This window comes from Natronohydrobacter thiooxidans (assembly GCF_001884735.1).
Classification (GTDB): Bacteria; Pseudomonadota; Alphaproteobacteria; order Rhodobacterales; family Rhodobacteraceae; genus Roseinatronobacter; species Roseinatronobacter thiooxidans_A.
In genome coordinates, this window is sequence record NZ_MJAP01000001.1 from 233838 (window position 1) to 254341 (window position 20504).

The 20504-nt window shown below is 61.1% G+C and carries 19 protein-coding genes; 10 read left to right on the forward strand and 9 right to left on the reverse strand.

The features are described from left to right. Positions 1-118: 118 nt before the first annotated feature. Complete coding sequence (gene rpsO, locus BG457_RS01095) at positions 119-388, reverse strand: 30S ribosomal protein S15 (RefSeq protein ID WP_071795130.1); 270 nt, start codon at positions 386-388, stop codon at positions 119-121. A gap of 276 nt (positions 389-664) precedes the next feature. Between rpsO and BG457_RS01100 the strand changes: the two genes are divergently transcribed. Continuing rightward, complete coding sequence (locus tag BG457_RS01100; RefSeq protein WP_071795080.1) at positions 665-1663, forward strand: calcium-binding protein; 999 nt, start codon at positions 665-667, stop codon at positions 1661-1663. A 9-nt stretch (positions 1664-1672) separates the two neighbouring features. Here BG457_RS01100 and dxs read toward each other — a convergent pair whose 3' ends face one another. From dxs to BG457_RS01120, 4 genes are read right to left on the reverse strand one after another with little or no spacing between them, the layout of a single operon-like run. Further along, positions 1673-3589, reverse strand: a complete 1917-nt coding sequence (gene dxs, locus BG457_RS01105) for a 1-deoxy-D-xylulose-5-phosphate synthase (protein WP_071795081.1) — start codon at positions 3587-3589, stop codon at positions 1673-1675. A gap of 33 nt (positions 3590-3622) precedes the next feature. Continuing rightward, the gene (locus tag BG457_RS01110; RefSeq protein WP_071795082.1) at positions 3623-4498 is read right to left on the reverse strand and encodes a polyprenyl synthetase family protein; all 876 of its coding nucleotides are present in this window, start codon (positions 4496-4498) and stop codon (positions 3623-3625) included. Further along, on the reverse strand, positions 4495-4734 hold the full coding sequence (locus BG457_RS01115) for an exodeoxyribonuclease VII small subunit (protein WP_071795083.1): 240 nt from the start codon (positions 4732-4734) through the stop codon (positions 4495-4497). Before BG457_RS01115 ends, BG457_RS01110 begins: the two co-directional genes overlap by 4 nt. Then, positions 4731-5666 carry a histone deacetylase family protein gene (locus tag BG457_RS01120; protein WP_071795084.1) on the reverse strand — a complete coding sequence of 312 codons (936 nt, stop codon included), beginning with the start codon at positions 5664-5666 and terminating at the stop codon, positions 4731-4733. The genes BG457_RS01115 and BG457_RS01120 overlap by 4 nt, the downstream gene beginning before the upstream one ends. A 129-nt stretch (positions 5667-5795) precedes the next feature. Between BG457_RS01120 and BG457_RS01125 the strand changes: the two genes are divergently transcribed. The 7 genes from BG457_RS01125 (at position 5796) to BG457_RS01155 (ending at position 13964) form a co-directional block, all read left to right on the forward strand. After that, complete coding sequence (locus BG457_RS01125) at positions 5796-7277, forward strand: AMP nucleosidase (protein WP_071795085.1); 1482 nt, start codon at positions 5796-5798, stop codon at positions 7275-7277. Positions 7278-7425: 148 nt separating this feature from the next. Next, a complete protein-coding gene (locus tag BG457_RS01130; protein ID WP_071795086.1) occupies positions 7426-7716 on the forward strand; it encodes an HU family DNA-binding protein in 291 nt (96 codons plus the stop codon). A gap of 189 nt (positions 7717-7905) precedes the next feature. Next, positions 7906-8820 (forward strand): MBL fold metallo-hydrolase, encoded by a 915-nt coding sequence (locus BG457_RS01135; RefSeq protein ID WP_245770898.1) that lies wholly within the window; start codon positions 7906-7908, stop codon positions 8818-8820. Position 8821: 1 nt separating this feature from the next. Next, complete coding sequence (locus BG457_RS01140; protein WP_071795088.1) at positions 8822-9775, forward strand: MBL fold metallo-hydrolase; 954 nt, start codon at positions 8822-8824, stop codon at positions 9773-9775. 43 nt (positions 9776-9818) lie between these two features. Continuing rightward, on the forward strand, positions 9819-10973 hold the full coding sequence (locus BG457_RS01145; protein WP_071795089.1) for an amidohydrolase: 1155 nt from the start codon (positions 9819-9821) through the stop codon (positions 10971-10973). 183 nt (positions 10974-11156) lie between these two features. Continuing rightward, positions 11157-13526, forward strand: coding sequence for a trimethylamine N-oxide demethylase (locus BG457_RS01150; RefSeq protein WP_071795090.1), 2370 nt, complete (start codon positions 11157-11159; stop codon positions 13524-13526). A gap of 12 nt (positions 13527-13538) precedes the next feature. Then, complete coding sequence (locus BG457_RS01155; RefSeq protein WP_071795091.1) at positions 13539-13964, forward strand: group II truncated hemoglobin; 426 nt, start codon at positions 13539-13541, stop codon at positions 13962-13964. A gap of 31 nt (positions 13965-13995) precedes the next feature. Here BG457_RS01155 and glnT read toward each other — a convergent pair whose 3' ends face one another. The 4 genes from glnT to BG457_RS01175 form a co-directional block, all read right to left on the reverse strand. Continuing rightward, entirely contained in the window at positions 13996-15315 is a 1320-nt protein-coding gene (glnT, locus tag BG457_RS01160; protein WP_071795092.1) for a type III glutamate--ammonia ligase, read from the reverse strand. 72 nt (positions 15316-15387) lie between these two features. Continuing rightward, the gene (locus tag BG457_RS01165) at positions 15388-16731 is read right to left on the reverse strand and encodes an FMN-binding glutamate synthase family protein (protein ID WP_071795093.1); all 1344 of its coding nucleotides are present in this window, start codon (positions 16729-16731) and stop codon (positions 15388-15390) included. A gap of 12 nt (positions 16732-16743) precedes the next feature. Beyond that, a complete protein-coding gene (locus BG457_RS01170; RefSeq protein ID WP_071795094.1) occupies positions 16744-17427 on the reverse strand; it encodes a GltB/FmdC/FwdC-like GXGXG domain-containing protein in 684 nt (227 codons plus the stop codon). A 3-nt stretch (positions 17428-17430) separates the two neighbouring features. Beyond that, positions 17431-18327: a class II glutamine amidotransferase gene (locus BG457_RS01175; protein ID WP_071795095.1), complete on the reverse strand. Its 897-nt coding sequence runs from the start codon at positions 18325-18327 to the stop codon at positions 17431-17433. A gap of 274 nt (positions 18328-18601) precedes the next feature. Here BG457_RS01175 and BG457_RS01180 point away from each other — a divergent pair, with 274 nt between their 5' ends. Further along, a complete protein-coding gene (locus BG457_RS01180) occupies positions 18602-19954 on the forward strand; it encodes an ammonium transporter (protein WP_071795096.1) in 1353 nt (450 codons plus the stop codon). Positions 19955-19975: 21 nt separating this feature from the next. Then, positions 19976-20194 carry a hypothetical protein gene (locus BG457_RS01185; RefSeq protein ID WP_071795097.1) on the forward strand — a complete coding sequence of 73 codons (219 nt, stop codon included), beginning with the start codon at positions 19976-19978 and terminating at the stop codon, positions 20192-20194. The last annotated feature ends 310 nt before the right edge of the window (positions 20195-20504 follow it).

Genomic DNA, 20504 nt, shown 5'->3' on the forward strand with positions numbered 1-20504 from the left:
TGGCCCGGTCATGCAAGAATTGTCCAGCCCTGTCGAGCCCTCCGGAGGCAGGCTTTTCCGGGGAAACGAAAAACGCCCGCCAGTCTGGCGGGCGTCGAATTCGGTCTGTTCCGGCAGATCAGCGACGGATGCCGAGCTTGCCGATCAGATCCCGGTAGCGGCCTTCATCCTTGCTCTTGAGGTAGTCAAGAAGCTTGCGGCGGGTCGCAACCAGTTTGAGAAGCCCACGGCGGGAATGGTTATCCTTCTTGTGGGTCTTGAAATGCTCGGTCAGATTCGTGATGCGCTTGGTCAGCACGGCGACCTGAACTTCGGGCGAGCCGGTGTCGCCATCGGCGCGGGCGAAATCCTTGATGAGCTGGGTCTTGTCTTCAACAGTAATCGACATCGGGATCTCCTTTGGTTTGAAGTGGACGGCGCAGGCCGGGATGTCGTCCAGCATGGCCCTGTCATGCAGCAGTAGCACGCGCAGGTCGGTTAGCCGAGAAACAGGAGAAAGAAAAGCCCCGATTGTGGCGCGGCGGCGTCTGTTCTCGGGTCGTTAACCAAGATTAAACTTTTCCAGAGGGTAAAAGGTGAATCTGCTTAGTTAATGCATCTGTCGTGAGTCATAATCACCTCTGGGGAATGCGGCCCATCCGGTCGCCAGCAAGGGTGATGACTTATGTGGCTCGTCTTGGGACTGCTCGCAGCGCTGTCGGCGACATCCTTTCTGGATCATGGCTACAGCGCTATCGCCAATGCAGATGACGATGACGATAACGACGACCATACGGGACGCGACGAGGGCGACAAGGCCGATGACAGCGGTTCTACTGCAGCTTTTGCGGGTATGTTGCAGGAACTGTCCTTGTCAGAACACGACATTTATCCGCTCGCGGATGGCGCGCCGATGGGCGGGCTGCCCGTGAACGGGGATGCCGGATTATTCGATGAACTGGACGAGCGCGTCCATAGCAGTGATCATTTTCCTCCGGCAGAGCCACCACAGCCGGTTGTGCGGATCGGCACGGATGAGGATGACCGGCTGAACGGTGGCGCGGCCAATGACACGCTGATCGGTGGCGCAGGCGATGATACGCTGATCGGGGCGGGCGGGGACAACCTGTTGCAAGCCGATAGCGGCAATAACCACATGCAGGGTGGCGAAGGGCATGACACGCTGATTGGTGGCACAGGCAATGACACGTTGATCGGGGGATGGGGGGATGATCTGCTGATTGCCGGAGCGGGGGACAACCTGCTATTCGGTGGCGCGGGCAATGACACGCTGGTCGGGGCATGGTTCGACGAGGACGGAAACGACATCAGTGGCGAGAACACGCTGAATGGCGGGGCAGGGGATGATATTCTTATCGCCGGTCAGGGCGATGTCCTGCATGGCGGTGAAGGAGCGGATCAGTTTGTGCTGGGCGACTGGCTGGCGGGTGCCAGCCCGGCGACGATCATGGATTACACGCCTGAAATGGACCAGATCGCGCTCTATTTCGACACGGACCGGATCGCGGCGCCGGAGGTGACGGTGACATTCTCTGATACCGCGCCCGACATGGCAGAGATCCGCTTGGAGGGGCATGTCATCGCGTTTGTTGCAAATGCGCAGGGGCTGGAGGCCGGGGATATCCGGCTGGTCCCGCTGCCAGTAGCTATCGCGGCGGAGTGAAGGCAGTCGTCACGCCCGTTTGCCCAGTTGGGCGATGCTCAGAACATCCAGCACCTTGGCTTCGATCTGCGGGGCGTTCATCGCCGCGACGTCATACATGTCGCGCGGATTGGCCTGATCTATGAAGATATCGGGCAGGACCATCGAGCGGAACTTTATCCCCAGGTCGAAAACCCCTTCATCGGCCAGAAGCTGCGCGACATGGCTGCCGAAGCCGCCAATGGCGCCTTCTTCGATGGTGATCAGCGCCTCATGGTCCCGTGCCAGTCGCAGGATCATGTCACGATCCAGCGGCTTGGCGAAGCGCGCATCGGCAACAGTCGGTGAGATGCCCTTCGCCCTCAGGGATTCGCAGGCGCGGAGCACTTCGCCCAGCCGCGTCCCGAAAGACAGGATCGCCACGCGCGACCCTTCGTGGATCAGACGGCCCTTGCCGATTTCCAGCGGCATGCCGCGCTCGGGCATCTCCACGCCTTCGCCCTCGCCACGCGGGAAGCGGAATGCAATCGGGCCATCATCATGGGCGACAGCGGTCGCGACCATATGGACGAGTTCGGCCTCATCTGCGGCGGCCATGACGACAAAACCCGGCAGATTGGCGAGATAGGCAATATCGAAGCTGCCCGCATGGGTGGCCCCATCCGCGCCGACCAGCCCGGCGCGATCAATCGCGAAACGCACCGGCAGACGCTGGATTGCCACGTCATGCACGACCTGATCATAGCCGCGCTGCAGAAAGGTCGAATACATCGCACAGAAGGGTTTCATGCCGCCCGCGGCCAGCCCCGCGCAGAAGGTCACGCCATGCTGCTCGGCAATCGCCACATCGAACATGCGCTGGGGAAAATGCTTCGCGAACAGATCAAGCCCCGTCCCGTCCGGCATGGCCGCAGTTACCGCCACGATCCTGTCATCGCGCTGCGCTTCCGCAATCAGGCTTTCGGCGAATACCTTGGTATAGCTCGGTGCATTCGAGGGGGCTTTCTGCTGCTTCCCTGTCACCAGATCGAATTTCGCGCGCGCATGGCCGCGGTCGGCGGCATCCTCGGCGGGGGCGTAGCCCTTGCCCTTCTTGGTCAGGATATGAATGAGCATCGGTTCGTCCGCGCGCTCGCGCAGGGTGCGGAAGACCCAGAGCAACTGTTCCAGATCATGCCCGTCAATCGGGCCGACATAGTTGAAGCCCAGTTCCTCGAAGAGCGTGCCACCAACGGTCACATGTTTGAGCAGATCCTTCGCGCGACGCGCACCCTGCTGGATCGGACCGGGCAGCAGCGACAGCGCGCCTTTCATGGCGTTCTTCAGTTCCTGAACCGGCTTGTCGGTGTAGAGCCGCGACAGGTAAGAGGACATCGCCCCGGTAGGGGGCGCAATCGACATTTCATTGTCATTGAGGATGACGAACATCCGCCGCCCCAGATGGCCCGCATTGTTCAGCGCCTCATAGGCCATGCCTGCGCTGATCGACCCATCGCCGATAACGGCAATCGCGTCGCCCAGCGCGGGGTCCGGGGCGCCGCCCAATTCGCGTGCCATTGTGAATCCCAGTGCGGCCGAGATTGATGTCGAGCTATGCGCGGCGCCGAATGGGTCATAGGGGGATTCGCTGCGTTTGGTGAAACCCGACAACCCGTCCTTCTGGCGCAAGGTTCGGATGCGGTCACGGCGACCTGTCAGGATCTTGTGCGGGTAGCATTGGTGCGATACGTCCCAGATCAGCCGGTCGCGCGGGGTGTCAAAGACCGCATGCAATGCGACTGTCAGTTCCACCACGCCCAGCCCCGCGCCCAGATGGCCACCGGTTTCGGATACGGCGGCAATCGTCTCGGCGCGCAGTTCATCCGCCAGTTGGCGCAATTCCCGGTCACTGAGCGATTTGAGATCCGCGGGGAAGCGTACCTTGTCCAGTAGCGGAGTATTCGGCATGGTCTGCTCTTCCCGTTGCGGTCGCTGAAGCGTTCAGTTCTGACGGGCGATAACGAATTCTGCCGTCTGTCGCAACATCTGGCCCTTCTTTCCATAGGGGGCAAGGGCGGCCTGGGCTTGTTCAACGAGGGTCTTTGCGCGGATTTTCGCGCCCTCCAGCCCCAGATGCGAGACGAATGTCGCCTTGCCCGCCGCCGCGTCCTTTTGCAGCCGCTTTCCGGCCAGGCTAGCATCGCCCTCGACATCAAGGATGTCATCCGCAATCTGAAAGGCAAGCCCCAGTGCCTGGGCATAGCGCGCCAGCGGGCCAGTATCGGCCTGCGCCATCCGGGCACCGGCGCAGGCAGACCATTCGATCAGCGCCCCGGTCTTGCCAGCCTGCAACACCGTGATTTCTTCCAGGGTCAGCGGAACGGTCGCGGTCTCGGCACCGATATCGAGCGCCTGACCATAGACCATTCCGGCCGCGCCCGCAGCCTGCGCCATGCTGGCGATCAGGTCCAGCCGGGCTTCTGGCGAGGGGGCGGCATCCGGGCGCGCGAGAAGCCCGAAGGTCAGGGTCTGCAAGGCATCGCCCGCCAGAATGGCCGTGGCCTCGTCCCATTTGACATGCACGGTCGGCTGACCGCGGCGCAGGTCGTCATCATCCATGGCGGGCAGGTCATCATGCACAAGCGAACAGGCATGCATCGCTTCAATCGCGGCGGCGGCCTGCAGCGCGATTTCGGGAGAAACGCCGTGCAGACGGGCCGATTCGAGCACCAGAAAGCCGCGCAGTTTCTTGCCGCCCCGCGCGGCATAAGCCATGGCGTCCCGTACATCGGATTCCGGCAACAAGCCGATTTCCGCTTGCAGGCGCGCCGCGATCTGGCGCGCTGCTTCGGCCAGTGCACGGGCGAAATCGCTCATGCGGAAAACGGCTCCGTGCCTTTCGGGGTGCCATCCTCGGCCAGCCGGATCGCCTCGACCCGCATCTGCGCCGCGTTCAGCCGGGCCTCGCAGTGTTTCTTCAACTCCGCGCCACGCTCATAGAGGGTGATCGACTGATCGAGTGCCACATCTCCGCGTTCCAGCCGGGTCACAATATCTTCCAGCGCGCGCAGGGCTTCTTCGAAGCTCATTTCGGAAACAGGTTTGTCGCTCATGCGCCTTTCTCCATCAGCACGCTTATATGCGCCGCGACGCTTGCCGCCAGCGCCGACAGGTCGTAGCCGCCTTCGAGGCAAGAGACCAGACGCCCGCTGGCATGGCGCGCGGCAATGTCACACAAAGCGCCTGTGACCCAGGCGAAATCCTGCTCGACCAATGAGAGCTGCGCCAGGGGATCGTCGCGATGCGCATCAAACCCTGCCGAGACGATCACCAGCTCCGGCGCGAAGCGGTCGAGTTGCGGAAGCACCGCGTCTTCATAGATTTGCCGGAAACCTGCGCCATCCGTGCCGGGGGCAAGCGGTACATTCAGTACATTGCCATGCGCGCCGCGTTCTTCCGGTCGACCCGAGCCCGGCCAAAGCGGCATCTGATGGCTGGAAACAAAGAAACTGCGCGCCTCGGACCAGAGAAGATCCTGCGTGCCATTGCCATGATGCACGTCGAAATCCACCACGGCCACGCGGGTCAGTCCGTGCCGTTCCATGGCATGTCTGGCGGCTATCGCGACGGTCCCGAACAGGCAAAAGCCCATAGGTGTCTGGGTTTCGGCGTGATGGCCAGGAGGCCGCATCGCGACAAAGGCGTTCCGGGCCGTTCCTGCCATGACCAGATCAATCGCGTGACAGGCGCCGCCGACAGCACGGCTGGCCGCATCGAAAGACCCGTTCGATACATGTGTATCGGCATCAAGCTGATAGATCCCGGCAGCGGGAATCGCCTTGCGGATACGGTCGATATAAGCTTCGGGATGGCAGAGCAGAAGCTGCGCCTGTTGTGCCAAAGGGGCGTCGATCCGCAAGAGCGAAGCGAATTCCGGGGCCGAAAGCGCTTCGGAAATAGCTTCGATCCGGGCAACCTGTTCAGGATGTCCGGGCGGTGTCTGGTGGCGCAGGGCGTCGGGATGCGTGAGGTAAGCTGTTGTCATGGGTGCGAGGCTAGTCGATCCGGCAAAAGGGGGGAAGTGCGATTTTGCCCTCCTTGGGCGCTTGCCCCTGCCTGGCAGCGGTGGCAGTCTGTGCGCAGGGCCAAGAGCTCGCTCCAGCCAGGACATTTCATGACTTCCGACACCAGCCTTCCGATCCTGACGCCTGAACCCGTCGCGCCGCAATCCTTTACGGACGCGAATGCGGCGGTCGCCTGTCTGGAAAGCCTGTATCTTGCGGCCACGAATTTTCTGATCGACGGTTTCAACCGTGTGGCGCTTGGCGGTGTGGCCTCGGCCCGCTACAGGGCGTTCTACCCTGAAATCCGCTTTACGACGATCCGCTATGACCAGATCGATTCGCGGCTTAGCTTCGGGCATGTGGCCGAGCCGGGGATCTATGCCTCGACCATCACCCAACCGGTTCTGTTCCGCAATTACCTGCGTCAGCAGATCGGGCTGTTGATCCAGAATCACGGTGTGCCGGTCAGCATTGGCCCGTCCACCACGCCGATCCCGCTGCATTTCGCGATGGCCGGGCGTGGGGATGTCAGCCTGCCGGAGAACGGGGAGTTGTCGCTGTCGCTGCGCGATCTGTTCGACGTGCCGGATCTGGCGACCACGAATGATGATATCGTCAATGGCGACCGCAATCTGAACGAGGACGGCTCGCGCCCGCTGGCCCTGTTCACGGCGCAGCGCGTGGACTACTCGCTGGCCCGTCTCGCGCATTACACAGCAACAGCGCCAGAGCATTTCCAGAATTACATCCTGTTCACGAACTATCAGTTCTATGTCGATGAGTTCGAGGCTTTTGCCCGCGCGCAGTTGCGCGATCCCGAGAGCGGTTACACAGCCTTTGTCGCGCCCGGAAATATCGAGATCACGGACCCTGAGGCGCCGACTCCGCAGCTGGCCCGCCTGCCGCAAATGCCCACCTATCACCTCAAGCGCCCGCATGGGGCGGGGATCACGCTGGTCAATATCGGGGTCGGCCCGTCCAACGCCAAGACAGCGACGGATCATATCGCGGTTCTGCGGCCGCATGCCTGGATGATGGTCGGACATTGTGCCGGGCTGCGAAATTCGCAGGCGCTGGGGGATTTCGTTCTGGCCCATGCCTATCTGCGCGAGGACAATGTACTGGATGCGGATCTGCCGGTCTGGGTGCCGATCCCGGCGCTGGCCGAGATTCAGATCGCGTTGCAGGATGCCGTGGCGCAGGTGACGGAGCTGGAGGGATATGCCCTGAAGCGGATCATGCGCACAGGGACCGTTGCCACGATCGACAATCGCAACTGGGAGTTGCGCGACCAGTCCGGCCCGGTTCAGCGCCTGAGCCAGTCGCGCGCCATTGCGCTGGATATGGAAAGTGCCACTATCGCGGCCAACGGGTTTCGCTTTCGGGTGCCCTATGGCACGCTTCTATGCGTCTCTGACAAGCCTTTGCATGGCGAGTTGAAGCTGCCGGGCATGGCATCGAGCTTTTACAAAACGCAAGTTGCGCGTCACTTGCAGATTGGCATCCGCGCAATGGAGTTGTTGCGCGAGATGCCATTGGAGAAGATCCATAGCCGGAAACTGCGGTCTTTCGACGAAACGGCCTTTTTATAAAGCTGGCTCGCGCAGGTTTTTGCCGATTCGTGCAAGTTTTTATGAGGGAAGGTGATTGCCACTGCGACGGAAACCGGGCTAGATGCGCCCCATAAAACATGACGGGGACCAAGATGTGTAGACCCGTTTATCCCAAGGAGAGTGACATATGACCACCAAGCCGATGACCAAGACGCAGCTTGTCGCTGCTCTGTCCGAAAAAATGGGCACTGACAAGAAAACCGCAAATGCCGCGCTCGATGCGCTCTCAGATATCGTGATGAGCGAAGTCGCTGCTGGCGGTGCGATTACTGTTCCCGGCATCGGCAAAGTCATGTGCCGCGCGCGTCCCGAGCGTCAGGTGCGCAACCCGGCAACCGGCGAAACCATGACCAAGCCCGCCGATAAGGCCGTGAAGGTCACCATCGCAAAAGCACTGAAAGACGCCGTGAACGGCTGATCGCTGCGATCACCTTGAAATTCGGGGCCATCCTGCAGAGGGTGGCCCTTTTTCCATGATATCAAGCGGACAGCCCTTGTGTCGGTGGGAAACCCGGCTATGGTGACGCTTGTCTGATGCGCTCTCCCTCGCATCCCGTGTCCGCGCCTTGCCGATCCGGCAAGAATGACAGGCTATGGGAGGGTCGACATGCAACGACGCCATTTTCTTCAACACACGGGCGCGTTGGCGCTTGGCTTGGCACTGCCCTATCGGGTTCAGGCCAGAACAACCCTGGGTTTCGGACCTGCACGCATTGACATGCTGTCCGACGGGCATCTGGTGTTGCCGCTCGATTTCCTTGGCGCAGGGGTTCCCCCCGAAGAACTCGACCCCATTCTGGCGCGGCACGGTCTGACCGGCGATGTCTATGAGCCGCCCTGTAATCTGGTCCTGTTGCGCGAGGCAGATCGGACAGTTCTGTTCGATATTGGTGCTGGGCCGGATTTCATGCCCACGACCGGACAACTGTCCGATGCCTTGGATGCCCTTGGCGTGCGGGTCGAGGATATCACCCATCTGATCATTACCCATGCGCATCCCGATCATCTCTGGGGGTTGCTGGATGATTTTGACGAGCCGCTCCTGCCGCGCGCGGAGATTTTCATGGGCCGTGCCGAATGGGACTACTGGATGGACCCCGACACGGTCGAGACGATCGGGGCCGCGCGCCAGTCCTTTGCCGTCGGGGCGCAGCGCAGGCTGACCGAAATTGAGGATCAGGTGCAGCTTTTCGAGGATGGTGCCGAAATCCTGCCCGGTGTGCAGGCCGTGTCCACGCCGGGACATACGCCGGGGCATATGGCTTTCGCGCTGCAGGCCGGGGGGCAGGGTCTGATGGTCGTGGGGGATGCGCTGGCCAATCCGCATCTGGCTTTCGAGCGGCCGGAATGGGAAGCCGCATCCGATCATATCCCCGACATGGCCGCGGCGACGCGCCTGCAGTTGCTGGACCGCATTACCGCTGAAGAGCGGTTGATCCTTGGCTTTCACCTGCCCGGTGGTGGCATTGGCCGCGCCGAACGGCAGGGTAAGAGCCGCTATATTTTCACGACCGAGGTGTAAGATGACACGCAAGAACCTGTTGGGGTTGACCTGCTTGTTCTGGGCTGGGCTGGCCGCTGCTTCCGAAGATATCGCCGATAAATACCCGCAATCGGTACTGTATAACAAACCGGTCGAGGTGATCCCGCATGTCTGGACCTCGATCGGGGCCACGGCACCACCCACCTATGAAAATGCGGGCCATAACAACAATCTGAGCTTTGTCATCACTGGCGATGGGGTGGTGGTTGTCAATTCCGGGGCATCTTATCAGTTGGCGCAAGCCTTGCATGAGGAGATCCGTGCCCGCACCGATCAGGACGTGAAGCTGGTCATCGCCGAGAACGGGCAGGGTCATGCGATGCTGGGCAACAATTACTGGATCGCGCAGGGTGTGCCGGTTCTCGCCCATGTTGACGCGGCGCGCGAATTCGAGAAGGATTCGGGTCAGGCTTTCCTCAGCCTGCAGAATTATGCCCGCGAGAAATCCGAGGGCACGCAGCCCATGCAGCCTACCGAGACTTTCACCGACAAGGTGGAAATCACGATGGGGGCGTTCCGCATCGAGGTGCTGCATCTTGGCCCCGCCCACAGCCCCGGCGATACGCAGGTCTGGCTGCCGGAGCAGTCGTTGTTGATTGCGGGCGATATCGCCTTTCAGGAGCGTATGCCGCCAATTTTCGAGGGTACCTGCACCTCTTGCTGGATCGAGACGTGGGATAATGCGCTGGAGCCGCTGGGCGCGACTTATGTCATCCCGGGTCATGGGCATCCGACCAACATGGCGCAGGTACGGCGCTACACCCGCGATTATCTGGTCTGGCTGCGCGCGCGGATTGCCGAGCATATTGACGAGGGCGGTGATCTGACCAGCGCCTATTATGTGGACCAGTCCCCCTATGCGCATCTTGATACCTTCGAGGAACTGGCGACGCGCAATGCGGGCGTGGTCTTTGCCGAGATGGAATGGGAGTAGCGGTGTGGCTGGACAAAACGGACAGATCGCGTGAAATGCGGGGATGGATAGGACTGGTCTGACCCCGCAAGAGGTGACTGCAGTGATACAACTGCGGCACCAGCTTCACGCCAACCCCGATCTCTCGGGCCGTGAGGCCGGGACTGCAGCGCGTATCCGTGAGTTTCTGCGCCCGACCGCTCCGGCGCATATTCTCGAAGGGCTGGGCGGTGCGGGGCTGGCGGTGGTCTATGATAGCGGCCAGCCCGGTCCGCGTGTGATGTTCCGGGCCGAACTGGACGCGCTGCCCATCGTGGAACAGACGGGATTGGCGCATGCTTCTTGCCGCGCTGGCACAGCCCATCTTTGCGGTCATGACGGGCATATGGCGATCCTTGCAGGGCTGGGGTTGTGGCTGGAGCAGAACCCGCCGCGCGCCGGGCAGGTCGTTTTGCTGTTCCAGCCTGCCGAAGAGACGGGCGAGGGCGCGCGGGCGGTGCTGGAAGATCCGCGTTTTGCCGCGCTGCAGCCAGACTGGGCTTTCGCCTTGCACAATATGCCGGGCATGGAATTCGGAACACTTGCGGTTGCGCCGGGTGTCGCGAGTTGTGCCTCGGTGGGGCTGCGCGTCACGCTCTGCGGGCGCGAAGCGCATGCCGCCCAGCCCGAAACCGGGCATTCGCCTGGCGCTGCGCTTGCATCGCTGATCATGGCGCTGGCGCCGCATAGTGCAGCGCAGCCGATGGGACCGGGTTTTCGGCTGGCGACCCTGTGTCATCTGAATATGGGAACTCCGGCTTTCGGAATTGCCCCGGCACAGGCGGAAGTCTGGATCACCCTGCGCGCCTATGATGATGCGGGGCTGGAGGCGTTCGAAGCGGAGATCAGGGAAGTGGTCGCGCGGATCGGTCAGGGGCTGTCGCCGCAGATCAGCCGACATGACCATTTCCATGCCTCGGTAAATGCCGCTGAGGCCGTGGATCATGTGATCCGGGCGCAAAATGCGGTCGGGCTCGCGCAGGGCAGCTTTCCCATGCCAATGCGCCCGTCCGAGGATTTCGGCGCGTTCAGCCGCAAGACACGCATGGCGCTGTTCTTTCTGGGCGCAGGTCTGGACCAGCCCGCATTGCATGACCCGGCCTATGATTTTCCCGATGCTTTGATCGTACCGGCGGTCGCGCTGTTTTCGCAGATTCAGCGACAGGTGCAGGCGGGGTGAGTATCTGACAGTCGCGCAATGCACGCGCAAAGAGCCGATGCGAGGCCCTTGTCAGGGGCTGATCGGGTGGTGGTGCAGGGGTGGCCTGCCTTCACAAATTTCGAAATCTTCTGGCGAACACTTGCCAGCGGACATTCTTTTCATTAATATAATATTCCTGTTGTGCAATTTTGGGGGCGAGCTATGCGCGAAACCGATCTTCTTCTGAGGCGCCCCGGTCCACCCCGGCCGAGCGCAATCATCATGCCGCGCGTCTTCTCATTGCCGCAGGGCAGTGAGCGCTATGTCGTTGCTGGCGGTGGTGCGATTCTGGTTCAGATCCGGGCGGGCGATGGGCTGAGCATCCGTAATGATGAAGGCGGGCAAAGCTGCGAGATCGTGGCTGCCGATGCCTCGGGGCGTGGCGATGCGGGCATTCTCGGGGCGTCTTCCTCTGGCAAGGCTGCGGGTCTGATGGCGCTGCTCGACGAGGCGGATGCGTCTTTGCGGGGGGTGCGTCTGGGGATCGCTGCGCGCGAGATCGACCTTGCTCAGGCCCCGGCTGTGCATCTGTTCGGCGCAACCACGCCTGCGGGCACCGAAGAGCATTTCCGTGCTGCCCGCGACGGTGTGGTCATCATTGCCGCACCCGGCGGCGTGATGGATTTCGAGCGGCAGGATACCGCGACGCCGCTGACGGTGACGATCACCCGCGCGACGCTCAAACCGCATGTCCGGTTTGAGCTGCCCGATCCGCTGGCCGATCCTGTGGCCGATATCCGGGTGCATTCCGCGACCGCTGAAGCCTATTTCGTCAAGGCTGGAGATTACATCCAGATCCTCGATGTCGATGGCCGTCAGTGCACGGATTTCCAGTGCTTTTCGGCGCGCAAGCTGGACCGCGGCCTGCAGCGTCCGCTGGATGTGACGACGACTCGCACGCTGATGGGCCATGCCTATCCGATCCCGGGGCTGCATGGAAAATACTTTGATCAGGACATGGAACCGCTGGTCGAGGTGGTGCAGGACACATGCGGGCGCCATGATGCCTTTGCGATGGCTTGCGCCGCGAAATATTATGACGATATCGGCTATCCGGGCCATGTGAATTGTACCGACAACTTCAACCGCGCGCTGGCCCCTTTTGGCGCCGAACCGCGACCGGGCTGGATGGCGATCAACTTCTTCTTCAATACGGGGCTGGACGAACATGGGGTCATGTATACCGACGAGCCCTGGTCGCGTCCCGGTGACTATGTGTTGCTGCGCGCGCTGACCGATCTGGTTTGCGTAAGCTCCGCCTGCCCGGATGACACCACCGCCGCGAATGGCTGGAACCCGACCGATATCCATGTGCGCACCTATAGCGGCAAGGAAACCTTCAAGCGCGCCATTGCAATCCGCGCCACCCCCGATTCGGAGCCCAAGATGACCAAGGAAACCGGCTTTCACGCGAGCTTTGCCAAGCATACCGGGAATTTCGTCGAGTATAACGGCTATTGGCTGGCCAGTTCCTTTGCGCAAACGGGCGCGATCGAGGAATACTGGGCCTGTCGGCAGAAATCCGTGATCATGGATCTCTCGCCCTTGCGCAAGTTCGAGATCACCGGGCCGGATGCCGAGGCGCTGTGCCAGTACATCTTCACCCGCGATGTGCGCAAACTCTCGGAAGGGGGCGTGGTCTATACCGCGATGTGCTACCCGCATGGGGGCATGATTGATGATGGTACGCTGTTCCGGCTGGGGCGCGACAATTTCCGCTGGATCGGGGGCAGCGATTACGGCGGCGAATGGATCCGTGAACAGGCCGAGAAACTGGGGCTGAAAGTGCTTGTGCGCTCCTCGACCGACCAGTTGCACAATGTCGCCGTGCAGGGGCCGGAAAGTCGCGATCTGTTGCGCAAGATCATCTGGACCGCGCCGCATCGTCCGACATTCGACCAACTGGACTGGTTCCGCTTCACGCCTGCGCGGTTGCAGACGCATGACGGGGTGCCGCTGGTCGTGTCGCGCACGGGCTATACCGGCGAGTTGGGCTATGAGGTGATGTGCCATCCGCGTGACTGTGCGACCGTGTTTGATGCGATCTGGGAGGAGGGCAAGCAGCACGGTCTCAAGCCCTTCGGCCTGGAGGCACTGGATATGGTGCGGATCGAGGCGGGTTTGATCTTCGCGGGCTATGATTTCAGCGACCAGACGGATCCGTTCGAGGCCGGGATCGGCTTCACCGTGCCGCTGAAATCCAAGCAGGATGATTTCATCGGGCGCGATGCCCTGATCCGGCGCAAGGAGCACCCGTCGCGCAAGCTGGTGGGACTGGATATCGACAGCAATGTGGATGTCGGCCATGGCGATTGCGTGCATGTGGGCCGCGCGCAGGTGGGCGAGATCACATCCTCGATGCGCTCGCCCATCCTGGGCAAGAATATCGCCTTGGCGCGGATTGATGTTGCCCATGCCGAGACCGGGACCGAGGTGGAGATCGGCAAGCTGGATGGCCATCAGAAACGCCTGCCCGCGCGGATCGTACCCTTCGCGCATTACGACCCGAAGAAGGAACGCCCGCGCTCGTAGAGGGAAGCACCCATGCAGCAGAGCATGATCGAGCATATGGGCGGCGAAGAGGCCGTCCGCGAGCTGGTCGAAACCTTCTATGACCTGATGGAAACCCTGCCCGAAGGCGCGCATCTGCGGCTGTTGCATGAGCGCGGGCAGGGGATGGCCAATGCGCGGGCCGAACAGTTCGATTTTCTCTGCGGGTTTCTGGGCGGGCGGCGCTACTATGCCGAACGTCACGGCCATATGGACCTGCGCGAGATTCATGCGCATGTGCCGGTGCGGGCCGAGGATGCCGAGAACTGGCTCTTCTGCATGGACCGCGCCTTGGAAGACCGTGGCCATGCAGGACCAGAGATTGACCGCTTGCGCGCCTCGCTGCGGCGGGCGGCGTTGCGACTGGTCAATGATCTGGGGGAATGGGGCGTCGCAAAGGCAAAACCCGCCGGAGGGTGATCCGGCGGGTTTCTTTCGTTCTGGTGACTGATCAGATATCGAGCGTGTTTTCGCGTTCCCAGCGGCTGAAATGCGACACGAAGGAGTTCCATTCCTGACGCTTCAGTTTCAGGAAAGCCTGCGAGAATTCGGTGCCCATCATCTCCATCAATTCCGGGTCGGCCTCATAGGCGCGCAGCGCATCAAGCAGGTTCAAAGGCAGTTTCGGGGCGCCTTCGACCTTGTGACCTTCGGCATACATGTCGATATCCCAGCGCTTGCCCGGATCGGCCTTCGAGTGAATCCCGCTCATGCCTGCTGCGATGATCACCGCTTGCAGCAGATAGGGGTTAGCCGCGCCATCGGGCAGGCGCAGTTCGAACCGGCCCGGACCGGGCACGCGCACCATATGGGTGCGGTTATTGCCCGTCCATGTCACAGAATTGGGTGCCCAGGTCGCGCCCGAGATCGTGCGCGGGGCGTTGATGCGCTTGTAGCTGTTCACTGTGGGGTTGGTGATCGCGGCCAAGGCGCTCGCGTGTTTCATGATGCCGCCCAGGAAATGCGCGCCTTGCTGTGACAGGCCCAGTTCGCTGGTGGGGCCAACCCCCTTATCCGTGGCGAAAGCGTTCTTGCCTGCATCATCCCAGACCGAGACATGCACATGGCAGCCATTGCCGGTCAGGCCCTGAATGGGTTTGGGCATGAATGTCGCGCGGAAGCCATGCGCCTCTGCCACCGATTTGACCATGAACTTGAAGAAACTGTGCCGGTCGGCGGTCACAAGGGCATGGTCGAAATCCCAGTTCATCTCGAACTGGCCATTCGCGTCCTCGTGGTCGTTCTGATAGGGTTTCCAGCCCATGTCGAGCATATAGTCGCAAATCTCGCGCACCACGTCATAGCGGCGCATGATGGCCTGCTGGTCATAGCAGGGCTTGGCGGCGTTGTCATAAGGGTCGGAGATCTGTGTCCCGTCCGGGGTCAGCAGGAAGAACTCGGCCTCGATCCCGGTCTTGACATGCAGACCTTCTTTCGCAGCTTCGGCGATCTGGCGGCGCAGCACATTGCGCGGGGCTTGCCCCACATCCTGGCCTTCCATGACGCAATCGGCCGCGACCCAGGCAACTTCGGGTTTCCACGGGATCTGGATGACCGAGGCGGGGTCCGGCACGGCGAGCATGTCGGGATGCGCGGGCGTGAGGTCTAGCCATGTGGCGAAACCCGCGAAACCGGCCCCGTCTTCCTGCATGTCGGCAATGGCCTGTGTCGGCACCAGTTTCGCGCGCTGGCCGCCGAAAAGGTCGGTAAAGGAAATCATGAAATACTTGATGCCGCGTTCTTTTGCGTAGGCTTCGAGATCGAGTGTCATTTGGTCCCCATTGGTCGCGTGTTCTTGATGTGAAAGCGCGGGCCAGACCCTCGTCTGACCCGCGTCATGATCTCAGTAGCCTGATCCCGGTTTGCCCGGATACCAATCAGTGCCAGCGAGCGGCACCTGTGCCATTGCGGCGGCTTCCATGGTCAGGGCGCACAGGTCTTCGGGTTCGAGATTGTGCAGATGGTTGTGCCCGCAGGCGCGCGCGATGGTTTGCGCTTCCAGCGTCATCACTTTCAGATAGTTGCGCAAACGGCGACCGGCCTCGACCGGGTCCAGCCGGGCAGCAAGTTCCGGGTCTTGCGTGGTAATGCCGGCCGGGTCACGGCCTTCGTGCCAGTCGTCATAAGCGCCGGTGGTGGTGCCGAGTTTTTGGTACTCGGATTCCCATCTTGGGTCATTGTCACCCAATGCGATCAGGGCGGCCGTGCCAATAGCAACCGCATCCGCGCCCAGTGCCAGCGCCTTGGCCACATCGGCCCCGGTGCGGATCCCGCCCGAGACAATCAGCTGCACCTCGCGATGCATGCCCAGATCCTGCAGCGCGCGCACGGCGGGGCGGATACAGGCAAGGATCGGCAGGCCGACATGCTCGATGAACACGTCCTGCGTGGCTGCCGTGCCGCCCTGCATGCCGTCCAGCACCACGACATCGGCCCCGGCCTTCACGGCAAGCGCCGTGTCGTAATAGGGGCGCGTGCCGCCAACCTTTACATAGATCGGGACTTGCCAGCCGGTGATTTCGCGCAGTTCCAGGATCTTGATTTCCAGATCATCCGGGCCGGTCCAGTCGGGATGGCGGCAGGCGGAACGCTGGTCAATACCCTTGGGCAGGGTGCGCATTTCGGCCACGCGGTCGGAAATCTTCTGACCGAGCAGCATGCCGCCACCACCGGGCTTGGCGCCCTGTCCCACCACAACCTCGATCGCATCGGCACGGCGCAGATCGTCGGGGTTCATGCCATAGCGCGAGGGCAGATACTGATAGACGAGCTTCGTGGAATGGCCGCGCTCTTCGGGTGTCATGCCGCCGTCGCCAGTGGTGGTCGAGGTGCCAGCGGCCGAGGCCCCGCGCCCCAGCGCTTCCTTTGCCTGCGCCGAAAGCGCGCCGAAGCTCATGCCCGCGATGGTGATGGGGATGTCGAGTTCGATGGGCTTTTTCGCGAAACGTGTGCCAAGGGTCACACGGGTGTCGCATTTCTCGCGGTAGCCTTCGAGCGGGTAGCGACTGATCGAGGCCCCGAGGAACAGCAGGTCGTCGAAATGCGGCACCTTGCGCTTCGCGCCACCGCCGCGAATGTCATAGATGCCGGTTGCCGCCGCACGACGGATTTCGGCATTGATCGGGTTCGAGAAGGTCGCGGACTGGATCGGCAGCGTCTGCGGGATGCGTTTGTCATGTTTGTTCATGGGCGGGTTCCCTCAATAGGCCGCAGCATTGTCGACATCGAAATTATAGAGCCTGCGCGCAGATCCGTAGCGGCGGAACTCTTCGGGCTTGGCGTCCACGCCGGCGCGTTCCAGCAGATTGCGCAGAATCTCCAGATGTTCCGGGCGCATCTCCTTCTCGATGCAATCCGCGCCGAGGCTTTTGACCGAACCGCGCACGAAAAGCCGCGCTTCATAGAGCGAATCGCCCAAAGCGTCGCCTGCATCGCCGCAGACCACCAGATTGCCCGCCTGCCCCATGAAGGCCGACATATGCCCGATATTGCCCTGCACGACGATATCGATGCCTTTCATCGAAATCCCGCAGCGCGATGAGGCATTGCCCTTGATCACCAGCAATCCGCCGCGCCCGGTGGCACCGGCATATTGGCTGGCGTCGCCCTCAATGATGACAGTGCCCGACATCATGTTCTCGGCGACACCCGGCCCGGCAGAGCCGGTGACATGGACTGTCGCCTGCTTGTTCATGCCTGCGCAGTAATAGCCGGTTGAACCACGCACGGTCACCTCGATCGGGGCATCGAGACCCACGGCAATCGCATGTGCGCCGCGCGGGTTCAGGACTTGCCAGCTGGTGGCGTTGGTCTGGTCCTTCTGTGCCTGAAGGGTCACGTTCAAGTCGCGCAGGGACTGGGTTGCAAGGTCAATCGTTTGCATGGCTCAGTGGCTCCAGAAATAGACAGTGGCAGGCTCGGGTTCCCAGACGCGGGCGGTCTCGATGCCCGGCAGGTTGACCAGCGCGCGGTATTCGGACCCGAAGGCCACATATTGATCGGTTTCGGCCATCACCGCAGGTTTGCAGGCAATCGGGTCGCGGACAACACCAAACCCGTCCTTGGTGCCGACCACGAACGTAAAGAACCCGTCGAGATCATCGAGCGCGCCTTCGAGTGCCTCGCCCAAGGTCGCACCATTCTGCATCTTCCAGGTCAGATAGGCTGCGCCGACCTCGGTGTCGTTCATGCTGTCGATGCGGATGCCTTCGCGTTTCAGCTTGCGCCGCCAGTTATTGTGGTTGGAGAGCGAGCCGTTATGGACCAGACACTGATCGGCGCCGGTCGAAAACGGGTGCGCGCCCTGCGTCGTGACGGCGGATTCGGTGGCCATACGGGTATGACCGATACCATGCGAGCCCGTCATGGCGGACAGATCGAAGCGGCGCGCGACATCCTTGGGCAGGCCGACTTCCTTGTAGATCTCGATGCTTTCACCATCGCTCATCACGCGCAGGCCAGGGCGTAGCTCGGCGAGCGTTGCACGGGCTGCTGTCGCCTTGCCGACGGGCAGTGCAAGGACCGCGTGCGTGTCCTTGCGATGCAGTGATACGGGAACCCCCAGCGCCGATGACAGATCATCGGCTAGCGTCGCGAAATCCGCATCGGCCTGATCCGACTGGATCGTGAGTTTGGCGTGACCGGATGCACTATCGCCATAGATCGCGATCCCGGCGCTGTCCGGGCCGCGATCTGTCATAGTCACCAGCATATCGGTCAGCATTGCCCCGAGCTTTGGCTCCAGGGATTTGTCTTTGAGGAACAATCCGACAATTCCACACATTCTTGTCGCTCCGCTGTCTGTGATGTTGGCATTACGCTAGCAGCATCCTCGCTTCAGTTCAACTGTGAAGAAACAAATTTTCATTTGGTGCGCAGAAGTGCCTGCGCAGCGATTTCTTCAGGTTTTGCTTGACAGAATGCCGCAGGCGGGTTTCTTAAAATGAAATTTTTTTTCTACTGATGAACGGTTTTTCCGAGTTCGCGCGGCCCCGCCGATGCCTGACGCAAGGCTGATTCGCGCAACGTCACGCCTGCAGCGAAAGGGAGGAGCAAGGGTGGACACACAACTGAACGCTATTACGACAATCTTCACGGAGTTCTATTACTGGGTCACAATCCCACTGATGTTTCTGATCCATGTGGGTTTCTGCATGTATGAAGTGGGGGCCAGCCGACGACGAAACCATCTACATACGCTGATGAAGAATTCGATGATCATTCCGCTGGTGACGATCACCTTCTTCTTCTTCGGCTGGTGGATTTACTGGGCCCTGCCCAACGGACCCTTCATCACCGGTGGCATATTGTGGGAGGATGCCGCCGCCAATGCCGCAAATTCGCCAACGATGGGCACCAACCTTGATGATCGCATAACGGGCGTGTTCTGGGCTGCGTTCCTGCTGTTCTCATGGACCGCGGCGTCGATTGTGTCGGGGGCTGTCATCGAGCGGATCAACTCGGGCGCTTTCTGGGTGCTGGCTGTCGTGATCGGGTCGGGCGCATGGATCATTGATGCGGCCTGGGGCTGGCATCCGAATGGCTGGATGGTGCAGCTTCTCGGCTATCATGATGCCTATGCGTCCGGTGTGATCCATGCGATTGCGGGCGGCTTCGCGCTGGGCGTGCTGTGCGTTCTGGGGCCAAGACTGGGCAAATTCGCCCCGGACGGCACTCCGCGCAATATCCTGCCGCATAACCCGTGGATGGTCGCAGTCGGGCTGTTCATTATCTATACCGGGTTCTGGGGGTTCTATGTGGCCTGCAATATTCCGATCATCTCGCCCGAGGAAATTGACGGCGTGATTGTCGGCACCACATGGACAGCGACCACGATCTATCTGACGCCAACCTCGCTGAGCGCAATCACCTTCAACTTCCTGATGTCGCTGTCGGGCGGGATGCTGGTCGCTTTCGCGGTGTCGAAAGGCGATGCCTTCTGGACCTATTCCGGTGGTCTGGCGGGGATCATCTGCGCCTCGGCCGGGAATGACCTGTATCACCCGATTCAGGCCATGTTCGTTGGCTGCATCGGGGCGTTCGTTGCCTACAAGATGCATCATTTCGTTGAACGGCGTTTCAAGATTGACGATGCAGTGGGTGCCGTGGCCGTGCATGGCTATGCCGGTTTCGCGGGGTTGATCATCGCGGGCTTCCTGCTTTGGGGGCATCCGTCCAGCCCCTATGATGGCTATGCCTCGATCAATCCGCTGGGCCAGTTCCTGGGTGCGATCATCATGTTCGGGGTGCTTGGTTTCCTGCCGGGCTGGATTGTTGCGAAAATCCTGCATGCTTTTGGACTGCTGCGTATCCCGCGCGAGATCGAGATTCTTGGCCTCGATTTTCAGGACATGCAGATGGAACGCGAAGCCGCAACCGAAGTGCGCGATGCCAAGCGCGCGCTGGTCTGACGCAAAAGGAGGAGAGAACAGATGTCTACAACCGGAGTGACGACATGGGCAGTCGATCTGGCCGAGGTCGGACCGATCTATCCCATGCAGGGCAGCGAGACACTGCTCTGGATTCTGGGTGTTGCCTTCTGGATCGGCTGGCATGTCTGGTCGATCCGCTGGGAGAAAGCCTATCAGAAAGAGCGTATCGCTAAATATGGCGATAGCGAGACGCTCAAGCGATCGCTTGATCTGCACTGAGATGACATGAAACTGCAGAAGGGTCGGCCATTCTGGTGGCCGACCCTTTCGAATGGGGTGACGAAGTGGTTGATTCGGTCAACTTGGCGCAAGTGGTTTGGAAATTGGTTCTGCGCAGAGGCCCCGTTTTTCGGTGACAGCGGTCGAATGACACCCGATTTTGCTGCGAAAATTGCCTTTCAGTAAAAATATTTTCTTTATGTGTTGATTTTCGGTGCGTGATTTGGCCAACTATGGCAAGATTTCGGAAGCTCCACCGATGTGGTGCAACCGAAAAGAACCAGATTGAACCAAATCGGACCAAACAGGG

Bases quoted from the DNA above. Each gene is read 5' to 3' on its own strand.
- rpsO (WP_071795130.1), bottom strand. From the start codon at position 388: ATGTCGATTACTGTTGAAGACAAGACCCAGCTCATCAAGGATTTCGCC.
- BG457_RS01100 (WP_071795080.1), top strand. From the start codon at position 665: ATGTGGCTCGTCTTGGGACTGCTCGCAGCGCTGTCGGCGACATCCTTT.
- dxs (WP_071795081.1), bottom strand. From the start codon at position 3,589: ATGCCGAATACTCCGCTACTGGACAAGGTACGCTTCCCCGCGGATCTC.
- BG457_RS01110 (WP_071795082.1), bottom strand. From the start codon at position 4,498: ATGAGCGATTTCGCCCGTGCACTGGCCGAAGCAGCGCGCCAGATCGCG.
- BG457_RS01115 (WP_071795083.1), bottom strand. From the start codon at position 4,734: ATGAGCGACAAACCTGTTTCCGAAATGAGCTTCGAAGAAGCCCTGCGC.
- BG457_RS01120 (WP_071795084.1), bottom strand. From the start codon at position 5,666: ATGACAACAGCTTACCTCACGCATCCCGACGCCCTGCGCCACCAGACA.
- BG457_RS01125 (WP_071795085.1), top strand. From the start codon at position 5,796: ATGACTTCCGACACCAGCCTTCCGATCCTGACGCCTGAACCCGTCGCG.
- BG457_RS01130 (WP_071795086.1), top strand. From the start codon at position 7,426: ATGACCACCAAGCCGATGACCAAGACGCAGCTTGTCGCTGCTCTGTCC.
- BG457_RS01135 (WP_245770898.1), top strand. From the start codon at position 7,906: ATGCAACGACGCCATTTTCTTCAACACACGGGCGCGTTGGCGCTTGGC.
- BG457_RS01140 (WP_071795088.1), top strand. From the start codon at position 8,822: ATGACACGCAAGAACCTGTTGGGGTTGACCTGCTTGTTCTGGGCTGGG.
- BG457_RS01145 (WP_071795089.1), top strand. From the start codon at position 9,819: ATGGATAGGACTGGTCTGACCCCGCAAGAGGTGACTGCAGTGATACAA.
- BG457_RS01150 (WP_071795090.1), top strand. From the start codon at position 11,157: ATGCGCGAAACCGATCTTCTTCTGAGGCGCCCCGGTCCACCCCGGCCG.
- BG457_RS01155 (WP_071795091.1), top strand. From the start codon at position 13,539: ATGCAGCAGAGCATGATCGAGCATATGGGCGGCGAAGAGGCCGTCCGC.
- glnT (WP_071795092.1), bottom strand. From the start codon at position 15,315: ATGACACTCGATCTCGAAGCCTACGCAAAAGAACGCGGCATCAAGTAT.
- BG457_RS01165 (WP_071795093.1), bottom strand. From the start codon at position 16,731: ATGAACAAACATGACAAACGCATCCCGCAGACGCTGCCGATCCAGTCC.
- BG457_RS01170 (WP_071795094.1), bottom strand. From the start codon at position 17,427: ATGCAAACGATTGACCTTGCAACCCAGTCCCTGCGCGACTTGAACGTG.
- BG457_RS01175 (WP_071795095.1), bottom strand. From the start codon at position 18,327: ATGTGTGGAATTGTCGGATTGTTCCTCAAAGACAAATCCCTGGAGCCA.
- BG457_RS01185 (WP_071795097.1), top strand. From the start codon at position 19,976: ATGTCTACAACCGGAGTGACGACATGGGCAGTCGATCTGGCCGAGGTC.